The sequence below is a fragment of the Lysinibacillus sp. GW823-FHT06C08 genome (genome assembly GCF_058795135.1).
Map to the genome: position 1 here is coordinate 1,281,962 of NZ_JBXAHN010000001.1, position 16,523 is coordinate 1,298,484.

Below are 16,523 nucleotides of genomic sequence, written 5' to 3' on the forward strand. Positions count from 1 at the left end.
TCTCCGCATATGAAAGAGAAAGAATAACAAAAACCATTGAGAGTCATTATCTTCTCAATGGTTTTTGTCTAAAGCTCTCTACATTTTGTAGCTATTTGAAAGGAATATGGACGATGGCAGTCGTTTCAAGATGTTTCGATGATTCAATCGAAATATCTCCATGATATTTATGGACGATTTCTTTCACAATAAATAGTCCTTGCCCTCGAATTTTCCCATTTTCATGCTTCTTCGTAGAGAATCCTTGTTTAAAGATTTGGTTTGCGTCTACAATATTCGGTCCTGTATTCGTAATTTTAAATTCATATTGTCCTTCATCAGCTTGACAACAAATCATAATTTTACGTTGCCCCTCAGGCAATTCATTCGCAGCATCAATCGCATTGTCAATTAAGTTCGATAGAATCTTGATTAAATCGGTCGTTTTAATTTTATTAAAATCGCCCTGAGAGATGGTGAAATCCATATCAATATTATGATTCTGTGCTGTTAGCTTTTTCGTTTGTAATAATATGGATAAACCTGGATGGTCAATATTTAATTTTAATGATTTAATCGCTTGTACTTCTTTCGACAGTGATGCTAAATATTGTTTTGCTTGATCCGTTTTTTCTAATTGTAAAAGGCCATGTAAAACTTGGATATGGTTCGTGAAATCATGACGTAACGATGACACCGAAGTAATCAATGTTTTGATTTCTGCTTGGTAAGTGTCTTCTGTGGCGCCTACTTCCTTCGCTACCTCTTTTTGGTACCATCTTTGTAAAAATAAAAAAGAACCAGCAACAATTAAAATAAATACACCATTGAAAATAAAAATAAATAGGTTATCTTCAATCACTTTGCCTTTAATACCATTCAATGTATCTGCACTTATATCAATGCCTAGGTAACCGATTATTTGACCTGTATCATCTTTAATTGGCGCACCAACAGATAAATAAGAACCATGGACTGAATCATGGATTACCTCTGTGACATAGGTTTCACCATGATAGGCTTTTTCTACTTGTTTAGCTGGAACAGTACAAACCTCACCTATTTCAAATCCTTTTTTTAGTTCACTTGGCAGACCCATCACCATTGCTTTTGATACTTTTGGATTATCCACCTGCAATGTATAAACAAATAATGCACCTAGCTTTACCCTTGCATCATTTAAGTAACTTCTTACTTCCCAATAATAATCATTTTTTTGCGGATTATTCAAAAATTGCTGATAAGCAATTGTATCGATGGAAGCAGCAATGGAATTAGCAGCCTCTAGACTTTGATTAGCAATTGATTCTTCAACGGTCTTTTTAATTTTTACATAGGATGTAATGATGTTTAAACTTGTAAACAAACATAATAAAATGGTGGATAGAATTAATATAAGCTTTATTTTTCGATTTTTCATATTACTCGGGACTTCCTCATCTATTAATATTCTAGAATATTAATTAACTCTATTTTTTGTTTGTAAACCAAACAATGCTTGTTTATCCTACATAAATTAAAACACAAAATCAATATGACTTTAAAATTACACACCGTAAACACTAGTTTAATAATCCTTTACAAGAAAGTAAACTAAAAAGGTGAAACAGCATATTTTAAGTCTCATTTCCTATACTCATGGAAAATTCAAAAAGTTTCTAAAACAAAGGTCACATAAAAAATGAGTGGGTCCCAGTCATATATAATCTTTTCACTCCTATTTGTAGTTAAAGTACTTTATATAAAAGTTAAAAGGAACGAGGATCGGCGACTCCTGCAGAAATCGACAGTTCATTTATTTCCATGTGAAAATAGGGAGCTTTTTTCTATTTGTAAGACATACATTACAAAGAATAAAGTGATAAAATGAAGGGGATGAAAAAATTGGAAAAGGATCTCCTGAAATTATTAAAAGAGGGAGGACTTATTTTATATGCAAGACATGGGACTGCAACAGTTGGTGTAGATCAAGTAAATGGTCTATTTCAAAGTTGTCAGTATCAAAGAAATTTATCCGAACAAGGCCGTCATGAGGCTGTATATTATGGCCAAATGTTGCGTTATTGGCAAATTCCCATCCTTGCGCCTATCAATGCAAGTCCTTTTTGTCGAACGATTGAAACAGCTCAGTTGGCTTTTCCGAATGTTCAGGTACAAATAGACCCTTTTTTGTTTGAGATTTTTATGTTAGATGGAAATCTTTCGACTGTTCAACAAAATTCAATTTTAATGGCTTTTCAATCTATGTTGGAAATGAAACCACCAGAGGGAATCAATAGAGTCATAATTGGTCATAGTTTTCCGAAAAATGTGGGACTAGGGGTCATCCCGAATATGGGCACGGTTATTATAAAACCCAAAGGCTTAGGTCAAGGATATGAAATTTTGGGGAAACTGACATTAGAAGATTTAGCAAAATTAGATTCCATTTGAGATGAGGGAAACGATGAATATTAAAACAGTTTCACAATGTACATTAGAGGAAGTATTACGGGCGTGGAACAAAGGCTTTGAAGGATACATTGTGCCCATCGACATGACGGCAGAGATGTTTTTACAGCGGCTTGTTGGGGAGGGGCTGTCAGTTGAGCACTCCATTGTCGCTTTTGACGATCATGAACCAATTGGTATTGTCATGAACGGCTTTCGACACATGGGTGGCAAGAAAATAGCATGGAATGGGGGCACGGGTATTTCGCCTACTTATCGTGGGAAAGGCGTTTCACGATTATTAATGGAGGAAACTCTAGCTATCTATGAACGGGAAAATGTTGAAATTGCCACACTGGAAGCAATAAAGGAAAACTCAGTAGCAATTGCTTTGTATGAAAGATATGGCTATGTTATAACTGATCATCTTCAGTTTTTAAGTGGGGAATATGAGGCGAAGGTAGAACATACGTCAGCTATTCGGACTGAAATAATTCGCCCAGAACAATTACCTCATGTGCCGTTTTATCAGGAAGATGTTCCTTGGCAATGTAGCTGGCATAGCATTAAGCAGGGAGAAGCTAGAGTTTTCTATAATGAAGCAAATGATGTGCTCGGCTATATGTTATATAAAACAGTGTGGGGGAAACAGGGTGAGTTGGAGCGGGTCATTCTGTATCAATTGGAAGTATTAGAAGAGTATAAAGTCGATTTACTAGCACACTTCTTAGCCAGTGTGACAGCTCAGAAGGTGAATATAACCGCCGTTAATTTCCGAGCAAGCAACCCAGCAACGAGCTATTTAGTGGCAAATGGACTAAAGGTGACGACAGAGCAGGTACAGATGAAAAGCAAATCTAACCATAGTTGTCAACCTAACGAAAATCCAGTATACTAATGCGATAATGAATGGGAATAGAGGATGAAGGACATGACGTTTGAAGAAATATTACCACGCTTAAAAGCAGGAGAAAAAAGTATTCGTGCAGGCTGGGGCGGTGCTGAACTATATGTGAAGCTAGTTGGTCAAAGCCAACACGATGGAGAGACTTTGAATCCTTATTTTTTAATTAATGTACGCGGAGAAGGGTACACAATGTTCACGCCTACAGTATGTGATTTATTAGCAGAAGATTGGATTGTCGTTGAATAATAATATGAGAAGTCATCTCAATTTTGAGGTGGCTTCTTTTTGTAAGGAGACATGGTATGAAGTTTGAAGAATATAAAAATAAAACTGTTTTCATTACGGGGGCAGCGTCAGGCATTGGATATGCTCAAGCCCTTGCATTTTTAGAAAATGGTGCGAATGTATTTGGATTTGATATAGAGGTACGAGGGTTAGTCCAATTGCAGCAGCAATATCCAGAGCATTTTGCCTATATGGTAGGAAGTGTTTGCAGCCAACAAGATGTGGAACAGTCATACGAGGCTGCTATTTCTTCATTTACACAAATTGATATTTTATGTAATACAGCAGGCATTTTAGACGGCTTTGCAAAAACGCTAGATACAGACGAAGCACTGTGGGATAAAATTATGAACACGAATGTCAAAGGAACGTTTTTTGTGACTAATAGAATCTTGTCTCATATGGTTGCACGTGGAGCTGGTACGATTGTCAATATGGCTTCGATTGCTGGACTTGTTGCAGGTGGTGGAGGAGCGGCCTACACAGCTTCTAAGCATGCCATTGTTGGCTACACGAAGCAACTAGATTTAGATTACTGTAGAGCGGGAATACGGGCTAATGCAATTGCACCTGGAGCCATTCAAACGCCGATGAATCAGGCAGATTTTGAAGGCGATGGGAAAATGGCGAAATGGGTGGCAGAGGAAACACCTGCTGGTCGCTGGGCACAACCTCAGGAGGTGGCAAATTTAACCTTATTTTTAGCAAGCTCAGCAGCAGATTATATGCATGGCACTGTCTTGCCAATCGACGGCGGCTGGTTGACCAAGTAGCATTGTTCATTCAGTTATTCTTCTGCTATAATACGCAAGTAAGTAAAATTGCTTGCACTACGGCACTTCATATAGGGCGCTAAGCTCTCTTCCTTTGGTCGTAGTTATTACTAAAATAGCGATTAGCTATTTTACAAAGGAGAATAAAATTGAATACTTCGATTGTAAAAGATTCAAGCCGTCTGTCAGTAAGTGAGCTGACAAAGATGGCTCTTGTTGCAGCTCTCTATGTTGCTGTAACTGTTTTATTGTCAGTCATTAGCTTTGGCGCTGTCCAACTACGTTTGTCAGAAATGTTTAATTATCTGGCCTTGTACAATAAGCGCTATGTAGTAGCAGTAACGTTAGGCGTTATACTTGCAAATTTCATGTCGCCCACATGGATAGTAGATGTGCCTATTGGTGGGATTGCCACCTTCCTAGTCTTATTACTTTGTAGAAGTATTACAAAGCATATCGCTAATGATATTGGAAAAATGGTAGTGACAGCCCTGATATTTGCTGTATCTATGTTTACGGTTGCTGGGCAATTAACTATTCTTTATGACCTTCCTTTTTGGGCTACATGGTTCACAGTGGGAATTGGAGAATTATTGTCTATGACTGTTGGTGGACTGACAATTTACTTATTAAATAAAAAAATAGATTTGTCTAAATAATTGAATGATTATAGCATGATCCATACAGCAAGAAGGGACTCCCATTGGTCGATAAAGCACCATTGGGAGTCCCTTCTATTTATCCTATTGGTTAACTTGAGCGTCTATGGACGTCTCACCACTAGTATTATCAGGCTTTGCAAGAAGCTGCACTGAATTGGACGTATTTGATAGTATATAATTTCCTTTGCCCACAGCTAAAACCTTAGCCACATATTCTGTGGATGGGATGAGTGGTTTACCAAATGCATCCAACTCTATATTTAGACTTTGACTTACATTGGGGAGACCATTCTGATAAATTCTAGTACTATTATTATTGTTAATGGCATCACTATCTTTGAAGCTATCTGCTTCATTTTTAGGTAGCATAAACACTCTATATTCCGTTACATTTTGTCCGTTATTGACCTTGAAGCTAATTGTAATATCGGAATATTTATTAGGACCCTCTTTAAAACTCAGTTGCACATTCTCCATCGTTACAGGTGCTGAGTGATCCACTAAAGTAATAGAAGAAGATGGGTAGGATAAGGTATACATGGCCTTGGCAGTTCCATTACCTACGGACAATACATACACACGATACTCTTCACCATTCGTGATAAGTCTTCCATCTATATCTTTACTATCAGTTGCCAAACTCATACTAGATTGACCTTTATTTATATCTGTAAAATTAGCTACTTTACTAGCTGCGTTCACATCAAAGCCATTTGCTTTTGATGCGGGTACGACAAGAATGCGGTAACTACCTATATTCGATTCATCAGAAGGCTTCGAGAATGATATTTGTAAATCTCGACCATCTCCAAAATCACCAATATCGCTTGCAGTAACATTACTTACCGCCTGAACAGCTTTACTTTTACTAAGTGTTATTACAGGCGAAGCGGAGGATAGGGCATAGGTATTTGGAGAATTCCCATTGGAAACAGTCAGTACATAGACGCGGTAGCTAGTTCCTTCCGTAATATAATTACCACGCACATCCCTAATCCCATCCAGCGTTCTAGTTGTAGCGGTATTCCCACCTTTGCTTTCTGTGATGTAATAATTGCTACTATTGGCTTGTGAAAGATTAAAGCTGCTGTAATACGCTGTCGGTACGATTAGAATTCGATAATGATTGACATTTGATTCATTAGAGGGCTTCGTAAATGTTACTTGCACATCACGGCCATCACCATTATCGTCTATATCTGTGACATTTAGATTGGTTACAGCTTGCACATTAAAGTTCTTATTTAACGTCATTGTAGACGTCGGCGCAGAAAGTGCATTGCTTCCTATGCCATTCGCGACAGTTAAAACATAGATACGGTAGCTAGTACCTTCTTTGATCGTATTACCGCGCACATCCCGAGTATTTTCAGATAATGTTTGCTCATACGTAGATTTTCCAGATTTGTATACAGTCGTGTAATTGCTGCTGGATACATTACTTGCTTCCGTCAGACTGAAGCTATTGTAATATGCTGTTGGTACAACTAGAATCCGATAGTGACTAATGATTGACTCGTCTACAGCTTTATTGAAAGAGACAAATAGGTCACGTCCATTACCATAATCACTTACATCGCTAGCATAAAGATTCGATACTGCACCTGCATTGCTGCTAAATAGCGTAATCGTATTGGAGACTGAAGACAGCATGTTATTCGCTGAGTTATTTGCTACGGCCATAACGAACACACGATAGTTAACTCCATTTTGAATGGGATATCCGTCAGTATCTCTAGCCCCTGAAGAGAGCACCTGAGTAATATTGTAGCCTGTTTTATTTACTTGTGTGTAATAAGTGCTAGATAAACTGTTCGCCTTCGTCAATGTAAAGTTCGAATAGTTGTTAGCTCTTACTACAAAAATTCGGTAAGCGTTGATAGTAGATTCATCGGACACTTTATTGAAACTCACTCTCAAATCTCGCCCATCCCCAAAGTCATTGACGTCATTCACTTGTGTAATAATTGGTGTAGACATTGTATTTTGACTAAGTGTTACTGATGATGAGCCAGTTGACAGCTTATTTCCTAATGAATTCGTATTACTTACAGATAGAACGACCGCTGTATAAGGTACGTTGTTTTTAATGAGATCACCGGCAGTATCACGTGCAGTGGAAGACAAAGTTCCTGTCAAAATACTGCCGTTACTTCCCGATTTATTCACTGTTGTGTAGTAGCTGCTTGATAAATTATTTGCAGTGGTAAGATTAAAATTGCTAGCATCCCTAGTCTTTACGATAAACACACGATAATTGGAAATATTATTATCATTTTGCGGACGAGTGAAGCTAACTGAGATATCGCGTCCATCGCCAAAATCGTTTATATCATTCATTTTCACATTTGTTACCTCTGTAACAGACGACAAATTGGTTAAGGTAATTTTTGCAGAAGAACTCGATAAAACGCTAGAATAAGAACCTTTCCCAACAGCAAGTATACGAACCACATATGGCTGATCATTTCTAATATAGTCCCCGTCCACATCTCTTGAATTCTGCGATAAAGTAATAGCACGGTTCGAACCTGATGTAGACACCATTGAATAATTAGAAGGGGAGACTTTCAAGGCAGATGCCAAATTAAAGCTCTTTGAAGCCTTCAACACCATTACCCGATAATGATCGACGTATGATTCTGTAGATGATCTGGAAAAGCTAACCTCCATGTCACGCCCATCTCCCTGATCATTGACATCGCGAACCGATACATTGCTCGCAGGAGAAATACTAATATTGCTTGGTGTGTCATCAGATATAATCGTTACGGTCTGATTTCTTGAGTTCCAGTCAACTTCCTGACCAAGCGCTTCACTTACGAAGCGGACTGGTACCATTGTTCTGCCTCTTAAAATTTGTGCTGGTACATCAAGTGTAACTGACTGGCCATTAATAGTAGCTACCTTCGATTTCATCTTGAGAACTACTGTTGTATCTCCTTTATAACCTGTTACCGTTTGACTCCTTGAATCCCAATTTACACTAGCACCCAATGCCTCAAAGATTGCTCTAAGTGGTAGCATAACACGCCCTTGAATCATCGCTGGCGGCTGATCGGTCTTCAATTGAACCCCGTCCACAGTAATTGTAATGGCTTTTGCCGCTTGTGCGGTTGCCGGTTGCAGCAATAGCGGTACAATAAGCATTGCTGCGAAAAATAAAGTCCATATTTTTTTCATAAATTCCACCCTTCTTCATGCTATATGACTGACGCAGCATGACAACTAATTTAACGTATCAAAGGTCTAAAAGTTTCACCAATTTACCTCTAAAAGAAAATTTAACCATTAGTGGCTGTGTAGCGGTATTTTCTGGGGAGGAGGATCTACTAAAATAGAGGATTACACTGATCTTTATAAAATAAAGAAGGCAACGCTCTTACCCATAGTCACTTCCACTGAATGAGAGGATGGTGACTATAGATAAAAGAATTGCCGAGAAATTACAATGGCTTACTTTTTGGTGTTATTCCACTGTTACTGATAGTTCCTTTACAAGTAAAGATGAGGAGCCATATCCTTTTGGCAGGAAGTAAAGCTCGGAGCTAGTTTCTTTAATATCATGTAGGAATTCGAAAAAATTACCGGCTATGGTCATTTGCTTAACTGGGGAGGCAATTTTACCATTTTCAATATGAAATCCTTTTGCAGCAACTGAAAAATCACCTGAAACCGTATTCGTACCAGAGTGAAGCCCAGACAATTCAGTAATCAATACACCATTCCTAACCGAGTGAATTAACCCATCTAGTGTTTTCTCACCAGTTGAAATATATAAAATTTGAGGCGCAATCGTTAACGCTCCCTTGTAGGAATCTTTATGGGCATGCCCGGTTGTTTCGCAGTTATCTATTTTAGCCGTTTTTCTATTATGCAGAAGCGTTTGGAGTGTACCCTCTAAAATAATTTCCTGCTCTTTAGTTGCAACACCCTCACCATCAAAGCTTGCTCCAGACAATGCGGCAGGATGGAATGGAGTACTCAGCAATGTAACAGCTTCTGATGCCACTTTTTGCCCGACTTTTCCTTTTAATAGAGATTGATCTTTTTGAGCATTTTCAGCGGACAATATCGGCATAAACGTTTCTAATAATGAGGCTGATGCATCAGAACGAAGAATGATTGGATATTTACCACCTGGAATCGATTTTTCACCTAAATTCGCAAGAGCTTCCTCTGCTGCTTCCTTTGCAATATCATCCGCCTGAAGAGAATGAAAATCACGTGTCATTTTCAAATAACTGCCTGTTTTCATTTCTTCGCCTTCTTTTACAACTGTGGAGAGGAAAATCACGAAGCCGTTCTCCTTATGGGATAAGGCAAGATTTTTACTATTCACTAATGAGCGTTCAGCCGTAAATTCTTCCATGAAACAATAATCGAGAGTAATAATGCGGGAATCGTAGGCATGAATCTTTTCCTCGATGGAACGAAGAAGCTCTATTTTTTCTGAAATTCCGATCGTTTCTAATTTTTCATTGTAATAGTCATAAGATGGGTATTCAGAGCTGCCATCAAAAATAGCTATGCCCTCATCCTCATCAAGTATGTTTGCATTGGCTTTAGCGCTATTAATTAAAAAGGGAATTGACTCATCGTCTAGCTTTTCCGTATAGGAATAGCCCATTTTACCGTTGTAAAGTCCTCGTAGGCTTAGACCTCCGTCCTCAGACGTTTCATAGCTATCAATCTCGCCCTTGTAAAGCATGCATTTGATCGATTTATTTTGTTCATAATAAACCTCAGCTTCTATAAAACCAGCTTCTTGTGCCTTATCTAATAGTTTTTCCTGGTATTTAACCATGTTCATCCATTATTCCCCCTTCGTTCCACCAACTGTTATTTCACTTACGCGAATCATTGGCTGACCTACATTGACAGGAAGACTCCCACTTAGAGAACCACACATACCTGCTCCATGAGCGAGATTATTACCTACTCGATCAACAAGCTGCAATGTTTTTGCGCCATTGCCAATGAGTGTAGCGCCACGAACAGGGCGTTCGATTTTTCCGTCTTTGACGATATAGGCCTCCATTACCGCAAAATTATAATCGCCAGTAGAAGGGGAAACTTGTCCACCTCCCATATACTTTGCGTAAATACCATACTCTGTCGATGCGATAATATCGGCTGGCGTAGATGAGCCTGGGGCGATATACGTATTTGTCATACGTGATGTAGGGTTAAATCGATAGGATTGTCGACGAGAAGAGCCTGTTGGCTGAGCATCCATACGGCGAGCATTAAATTTATCAATTAAGTAGCCCTTTAAAATACCATTTTCAATTAAAATGTTCTTCCTTGTTTTTTCTCCCTCGTCATCAATATTTAATGAGCCCCACTCGTTAGGAAGTGTACCATCATCAATATATGTAACAATTTCAGGAGCGACTCTTTCACCGATACGATTGGCGAACACGGAATTATTTTTGGCAACAGCAGTTGCTTCTAAGCCATGTCCACAAGCCTCATGGAAAATGACGCCACCGAATTCATTATCAATAATGACTGGGAATTTACCGCTTGGACATTCGTCTGCATGAAGCATTGTGACTGCGATACGTGCAGCTTCCCCTGCGTAATGGTTTAGGTCTAGCTTTTCAATAAATTCAAAGCCTGCATGTGCACCTGGGCCATAGAAGCCCGTTTGTACCTCAGTACCCTCTGTAGCTGTCGCTTGCATGCTAAGTCTACTGTGAACACGCGTATCCTCAACAAATTTACCTTCTGAATTTGCAATCAGTACGTTTTGTTGTTCATCGAAATATCGAACTTTTACCTGGTGAATTCGGGGGTCATATTGTCTGGCAATCGAATCTGCTTGTCGCATAACAGCTGTTTTTCTTGCATGCTCCACTGTATGAGGCATGTGAAGAATTTGATGAATAGGAGTGATGATCTCTTTATGAAGAGGGTGAATGGTACCCGATCCACCGCCTTTGATGGCTAAGGCTGCACGTTCTGCCGCTGCAAGTAAACCTTCCTCAGAAAAATCATTGGTATACGTATAAATGCTTTGAAGTCCTGAAAAAATACGGATGCCGATTCCAAAATCACGCCCAGTAATACTTTGTTCAATCTTGCCGCTTTGTAAGACAAAGTCATTTACATATTTATCCTCTATAAAAATTTCTGAAAAGTCCCCACCAGTTGCTAGCGCGGCTTCAAGGACATTTTCAATAATGGATTGTTTGATCATATATCTTCCTCCTTTTCTTGATTATACCAAATAGTTAAAAAATTCTGTACTATCCTATTTTCCTAGATTTGAAGATAGGGTCACATAAATTTATGTATAGTACATAAAAAATTTTTTATGACATATTTCTCTAACCATTTCGCCACACTAACAGAAAGACAGAGGAAGGTGAAAAGATGCAACAACCATATAATGTCGGAGATATCGTTTATATTTTTTATCGGAATCCTCATATTCAGGATGTAGCGAATATACAGGAAGCCGCGGTTGTTTATCATCCAGAGCAACCAGAAGAGCTAGCCGTATTTCTATTTGAAACCTATTACCCGATAACGCAAGACATGTTAATTTTTTCAAGCGAAATGGCGGCTGAGCAAGCCTACCATCAGTATTTTCATTAAGGGAGGATTATGATGAATAAGCCATTTATCCCTCAGCTCGTCTATTTTGAGCCTGATGCGCTTCACTATCCGTTAGGTCAGGAGTTAAAAGAAAAGTTTGAGCAAATGGGGATTGAAATACGTTATACCACTTCGCATAATCAAGTAAGAAATCTTCCTGGAGACAATGATTTTCAAAAGTATCGCGTAGCGAAATCTACTTTGGTAGTAGGCATTCGGAAAACGTTAAAGTTTGATACATCCAAGCCCTCCGCTGAATATGCCATTCCATTTGCTACTGGCTGTATGGGCCATTGCCATTATTGTTATTTACAAACAACGATGGGGAGCAAGCCTTATATTCGTACTTATGTCAATGTGGATGAAATATTGGAGCAGGCGGATCATTATATGGCTGAACGAGCTCCTGACATCACACGTTTTGAGGCATCCTGTACGTCCGATATTGTAGGGATTGACCATCTCACACATACATTGAAACGTGCTATTGAGCATTTTGGACAAAGTGAGTTAGGTCAATTACGATTTGTGACGAAGTTCCATCATGTGGATCACCTATTGGATGCTAAACATAATGGTAAGACAAGATTCCGTTTTAGCGTCAATGCGGATTATGTTATTAAACATTTTGAGCCAGGAACTTCTCCATTAGCAAAAAGAATTGAGGCAGCTGGGAAAGTGGCAAGGGCTGGCTATCCGCTCGGTTTCATCGTCGCCCCCATTTATCTGCATGATGGATGGCAGGAGGGCTATTATCAAATGTTTGAGCGGTTAGATGCTGAATTACCAAAGGATGTGCGTGAGGATATTACGTTTGAATTTATCCAGCATCGCTTTACGAAGCCAGCTAAGCGTGTGATTGAAAAAAATTATCCTATGACAAAGCTAGAACTCGACGAAACCGTGAGAAGGTATAAATGGGGGAAATATGGAATAGGTAAATACATTTATCAAAAAGATGAGGAAGAAGATATTAAAGAACATTTATATGGCTATATGAAAAAGTTCTTCCCACAAGCAAAATTAGAATATTTTACGTAATGAGAGAGAGCCTTTGTCGTTCTCTCTAAATTTTTATTTAAGCTACATATGGTTCATGGCATTGTTTGTGACTAATCCTATTGTATAATCCCCCTTTCAATGGTAACGCTAACAGAGAACGACAAGCAGAAGGGGAGAACAAGGATGGACTCATTTCAAGTAAATTGTTGGTCGGAGCATGAGGAACTAAAGGTGGTCATGCTTTGTGCACCTTCGATAGTAGATGTAACTGATTCAAAAATAGCTGAGCAGGTTGGGTGGAGTGAGCCTGTCAACCATCATAAAGCTATGGAAAATTTCCTGGCATTGAAGACAACGCTTGAAAAAGCTGGGGTAAGAGTGATTGATTATGCCGAAGAATTATCAAATGATCAGCAGCTGTTAAGTGAGCAGCTCATTAATCGTTATTTTGTGCGCGATTTAGCCTGTGTTGTGGGACAGCAGCTTTTACCTGGAAATGCAGGCAGCTCGTTAAGGCGCCCAGAGTATCCACATGCCCATGCTATTTTAGCCAAGTGGTTTCCTGAACAATTTATGCGTAAAGAACAGCCTTCTCAATCACTTGAATGTGGGGATGTGATGCTATTAAATAAGGATGCAGTCCTCATGAATCTAGGGATGAGAACGTCAATAGAGGCTATTGAAAGCTTGAAGGAGCGCTTTTTTCAACAAGGATTTTCAGAAATTGCGGTCATTGATTTACCGAAGGGCAATGATACGCTTCATTTAGATATGAATTGTAATGTTGTACATCATAACTTAGTGATTGCTAAAAGCTTTGTGCGTTATTTTCCTGTACAGGTGTTCACAGCCCAAGGGAATTATTATGATATGCCAGAACCATTTTTAAAGCGGCATGGCTTTGATGTTTACTGGCTCGAAACCTATAAAACCATTCCGGACATTAACTTGATTAATCTTGATCCAGAAACATTAGTAATCAGTAAGCAGGCATCTAAGCAGCAGTTATTAAAGCATCCATTACTGCACAAAAAGAAATTACTAGAAGTGGACGTCACAGAGCTTGAAAAAGGTGGGGGAGGCATTCGATGCATGACATTGCCTTTAGTCAGAAAGTAGTGAAGGGTTGATTACATGACATCAAATACAAGTAAGGGCAGGTTGTCTTGGTGGCAACTTTCGCTTCTCGGTATAGGTTGCACATTAGGAACAGGTTTCTTTCTTGGGACAAGTATGGCCATTCATAAAAGTGGACCGGCTGTTTTAATTCCTTTTTTATTAGCGGCCATTTGTACGTATATTGTTTATGATGCACTTGTTAAAATGTCTGTTGAAAATCCTGATAAAGGCTCATTCCGTACTTATGCTAAACAGGCATTTGGGAGGTGGGCAGGATTTAGTAATGGCTGGGTCTATTTAATTTCTGAGATTCTTATTATGGGGAGTCAGCTCATGGCACTCGGTATTTTTACGAAGTTTTGGTTTCCGGCGTTGCCATTATGGGTTGCAGCCTCTATCTATGCTGCTATAGGGCTAGTCGTGATTCTAACAGGCATGAAGGGTTTTGAAAACTTCCAAAACATCTTTGGGGCATTAAAGGCGGCAGCAATTGTAATGTTTATTATTGTAGCTGTTGTAATCCTCATGAAAGGCTCACAAGCATCAACATTGGATTCACTCTATGCGAATTATGAACAGTTTTTCTCACAAGGTATAAAAGGAATTTGGCTCGGGCTATTGTATGCCTTTTACGCCTATGGAGGCATTGAAGTAATGGGGTTAATGGTCATTGATTTGAAAAATCCAAAAGAAGCACCAAAGGCAGGAAGAATAATGTTAGTTGTTATTACGATCATTTTTTTAATGGCTATTGCCCTTGCGTTAGCGCTTGTCTCTTGGAAAGACTTTACGATTGATGAGAGTCCCTTTATTACAGCCCTTCAAGGTTATCACATTCCCTTTGTGGCGGATATTTTTAATGGTGTTTTAATCATTGCTGGTTTTTCAACAATGGTCGCTTCTCTCTATGCGGTGATTACCATTCTTATTACACTTGCAGAGGATCACGATGCACCCAAAATATTAGCGAAGAAAGGGAAAAGGAAAGTACCTATTCCTGCCTTTATATTTTTAACTTGTGGCTTAGTCATCACCATTGTTATTGGCTTTCTCATGCCAGAAAAAATCTTTGAATATTTGATGACGGCAGCGGGTTTAATGTTGATTTATAACTGGCTCTTTATTTTAGTGACATATATGAAGCTGATGGAGTTATCTAAGTGGGAGCATATGAAAAATGGGTTGGGGATGCTGCTCATTGCTGTTACGGTATCTGGTACGTTAGGAGAAAAAACAAGCAGACTCGGTTTTTTCGTGAGCCTGCTCTTTATTGTCCTAATAGGGATTGCAACCTGGATTGTTGTGAAAAGGCAAAGTCATAAGGAAGCCTAATGAATGTTAGTTTTGTTGCCTCCGTAAGAACGGACATTTGGATGGACTTTGATTATCATCACTTAAAAAATATTGCTTCCATTCATAACTATTTTCTTGTCCGTACCATTTTAAATCGGGATGCCCTGGGAGTGCATCATAATGGGCAATGCGTTGACGGATGAGCTTTTTTAATTTTCGCCCAAATGCAGTAGAGTCGTTTATTTCTTCAAAAATCCAGCGTGGTTGAATGGCCATCAGCAATGTAGAAAAATGGCGACTCCTGCGCAATTTATGTGCGGGTGTTGCACAGGAAATAAAATAGGGCTCCCCGTTAAAACAAAACTCCCATTCATTGTGGTTAGGGTCAGTTGGTATTTCTTCAGGCCAATCGAGATCATCGATTTTAGTTAATTGGTTAAGAATGGTCCAAAATAATTGCTGATAATCCTCGACTTTATAGTGAGCGAGCATATCCTGAGGGCTATGAAAGAAAACAGTGAGTGTCGTATATTTACCAAAAGTTTGGGAGGATTTTGCGAATTCCTTTAAACATTGTGCTAGCTCATGAATGGATGGCTCCTTCCGTGGATCTCCGATAAAACTATAGCGCAAATGGTTCGATAAAAACCCCATTCTTGCAGGTACACACGGAAAGGTATTATCTTTATCGGCAATTGTGGCGGCAAAATCCGTGTAGGCAGATTGTTGCCAAATGGGAAGGGTGTCCAAATGTTCCTCAATCCACTTCCTATCAAATACTCCTACGTCCACTTGAGTCTCCTCCTTCTATACACCTTTATTCTATTAAAGAAAAAGCCAATAGGTTACGAAATCATTATGAATATGTAAGGGTATATGGATCGATTATTAATCACTCAATGAATGGTATCAATGGTAGAGTTTTGCTTAATTTGAATTGTTTAGAGCACAATTGTTTTGAAAACCAGTGCTGCTTCAATGGCTGACAAATCAAAACCATTGAAGCAGCACATATTAATCTTTTTGTTGAAAGACCTTTTGTTCAAGGATAGATAGGGCATGTTGAATATCCTTTATATCCTCCTGTGTCGCATGCTGAATAAGCTGTAGAAAGCGTTCCTCGATGCATGCAAAGGCCGCCTCCATCATTTTTTCCCCCTCAATAGACAAGCGAATATACTGCTTTCTTCGGTCCTCCGTGTCGTTCCATTTTTCAATGAGGTTTTGGTCTTGTAATTTTCGTAATTCACGACTTGTGTTGGGTAAGGACATATGCTGGCATTCGCTTATTTCGGTAGGCGTGACGGGCTGACTTACTTTAATATATTCAAGAATTTTATATTGAAGCGGTGTAATATTGGCAACGGTCACGTTTTGTGTTAGCTCGTGTGTCACTTGGTGGACATTAGCTGTAAACGTTACGAATTGATGAAATAAACTGCTTTTATCCAATCGGATCACCTCTTA

At 39.0% G+C, this 16,523-nt stretch carries 15 protein-coding genes; 9 read left to right on the top strand and 6 right to left on the bottom strand.

Annotated features, from left to right (window positions below):
• Window positions 1-91 precede the first annotated feature (91 nt).
• On the bottom strand, window positions 92-1,399 hold the full coding sequence (locus AC1Q6O_RS06005; protein WP_008176570.1) for an ATP-binding protein: 1,308 nt from the start codon (window positions 1,397-1,399) through the stop codon (window positions 92-94).
• Between the two features lie 464 nt (window positions 1,400-1,863).
• Between AC1Q6O_RS06005 and AC1Q6O_RS06010 the strand changes: the two genes are divergently transcribed.
• The 5 genes from AC1Q6O_RS06010 to AC1Q6O_RS06030 all read left to right on the top strand — a co-directional run bounded on the left by AC1Q6O_RS06010 (window position 1,864) and on the right by AC1Q6O_RS06030 (window position 5,033).
• A complete protein-coding gene (locus AC1Q6O_RS06010; protein WP_043990160.1) occupies window positions 1,864-2,412 on the top strand; it encodes a histidine phosphatase family protein in 549 nt (182 codons plus the stop codon).
• A gap of 13 nt (window positions 2,413-2,425) precedes the next feature.
• Entirely contained in the window at window positions 2,426-3,307 is an 882-nt protein-coding gene (locus AC1Q6O_RS06015; protein ID WP_090001730.1) for a GNAT family N-acetyltransferase, read from the top strand.
• A gap of 33 nt (window positions 3,308-3,340) precedes the next feature.
• Window positions 3,341-3,562, top strand: coding sequence for a DUF2829 domain-containing protein (locus tag AC1Q6O_RS06020; protein WP_043990157.1), 222 nt, complete (start codon window positions 3,341-3,343; stop codon window positions 3,560-3,562).
• A 56-nt stretch (window positions 3,563-3,618) separates the two neighbouring features.
• Window positions 3,619-4,374, top strand: a complete 756-nt coding sequence (locus tag AC1Q6O_RS06025) for a 3-oxoacyl-ACP reductase (protein WP_008176563.1) — start codon at window positions 3,619-3,621, stop codon at window positions 4,372-4,374.
• Between the two features lie 149 nt (window positions 4,375-4,523).
• A complete protein-coding gene (locus AC1Q6O_RS06030; RefSeq protein WP_301337913.1) occupies window positions 4,524-5,033 on the top strand; it encodes a QueT transporter family protein in 510 nt (169 codons plus the stop codon).
• Between the two features lie 84 nt (window positions 5,034-5,117).
• Here AC1Q6O_RS06030 and AC1Q6O_RS06035 read toward each other — a convergent pair whose 3' ends face one another.
• From AC1Q6O_RS06035 to AC1Q6O_RS06045, 3 genes are all read right to left on the bottom strand, one after another.
• Entirely contained in the window at window positions 5,118-8,219 is a 3,102-nt protein-coding gene (locus AC1Q6O_RS06035; RefSeq protein ID WP_090001732.1) for a copper amine oxidase N-terminal domain-containing protein, read from the bottom strand.
• Window positions 8,220-8,505: 286 nt separating this feature from the next.
• The gene (locus AC1Q6O_RS06040) at window positions 8,506-9,849 is read right to left on the bottom strand and encodes a TldD/PmbA family protein (protein WP_043990154.1); all 1,344 of its coding nucleotides are present in this window, start codon (window positions 9,847-9,849) and stop codon (window positions 8,506-8,508) included.
• 3 nt (window positions 9,850-9,852) lie between these two features.
• On the bottom strand, window positions 9,853-11,241 hold the full coding sequence (locus AC1Q6O_RS06045) for a TldD/PmbA family protein (protein ID WP_008176557.1): 1,389 nt from the start codon (window positions 11,239-11,241) through the stop codon (window positions 9,853-9,855).
• Window positions 11,242-11,417: 176 nt separating this feature from the next.
• Here AC1Q6O_RS06045 and AC1Q6O_RS06050 point away from each other — a divergent pair, with 176 nt between their 5' ends.
• From AC1Q6O_RS06050 to AC1Q6O_RS06065, 4 genes are all read left to right on the top strand, one after another.
• The gene (locus tag AC1Q6O_RS06050; RefSeq protein WP_008176555.1) at window positions 11,418-11,642 is read left to right on the top strand and encodes a transcriptional regulator SplA domain-containing protein; all 225 of its coding nucleotides are present in this window, start codon (window positions 11,418-11,420) and stop codon (window positions 11,640-11,642) included.
• 12 nt (window positions 11,643-11,654) lie between these two features.
• Entirely contained in the window at window positions 11,655-12,683 is a 1,029-nt protein-coding gene (gene splB, locus AC1Q6O_RS06055; protein ID WP_012293725.1) for a spore photoproduct lyase, read from the top strand.
• A 144-nt stretch (window positions 12,684-12,827) separates the two neighbouring features.
• Window positions 12,828-13,763: an arginine deiminase family protein gene (locus AC1Q6O_RS06060; RefSeq protein ID WP_107921781.1), complete on the top strand. Its 936-nt coding sequence runs from the start codon at window positions 12,828-12,830 to the stop codon at window positions 13,761-13,763.
• A gap of 15 nt (window positions 13,764-13,778) precedes the next feature.
• Window positions 13,779-15,095 carry an amino acid permease gene (locus AC1Q6O_RS06065; RefSeq protein ID WP_043990153.1) on the top strand — a complete coding sequence of 439 codons (1,317 nt, stop codon included), beginning with the start codon at window positions 13,779-13,781 and terminating at the stop codon, window positions 15,093-15,095.
• Window positions 15,096-15,101: 6 nt separating this feature from the next.
• Here AC1Q6O_RS06065 and AC1Q6O_RS06070 read toward each other — a convergent pair whose 3' ends face one another.
• Entirely contained in the window at window positions 15,102-15,848 is a 747-nt protein-coding gene (locus tag AC1Q6O_RS06070) for a YqcI/YcgG family protein (RefSeq protein WP_107921782.1), read from the bottom strand.
• Between the two features lie 222 nt (window positions 15,849-16,070).
• The gene (locus AC1Q6O_RS06075) at window positions 16,071-16,508 is read right to left on the bottom strand and encodes a MarR family winged helix-turn-helix transcriptional regulator (RefSeq protein WP_043990151.1); all 438 of its coding nucleotides are present in this window, start codon (window positions 16,506-16,508) and stop codon (window positions 16,071-16,073) included.
• Between the last annotated feature and the right edge of the window lie 15 nt (window positions 16,509-16,523).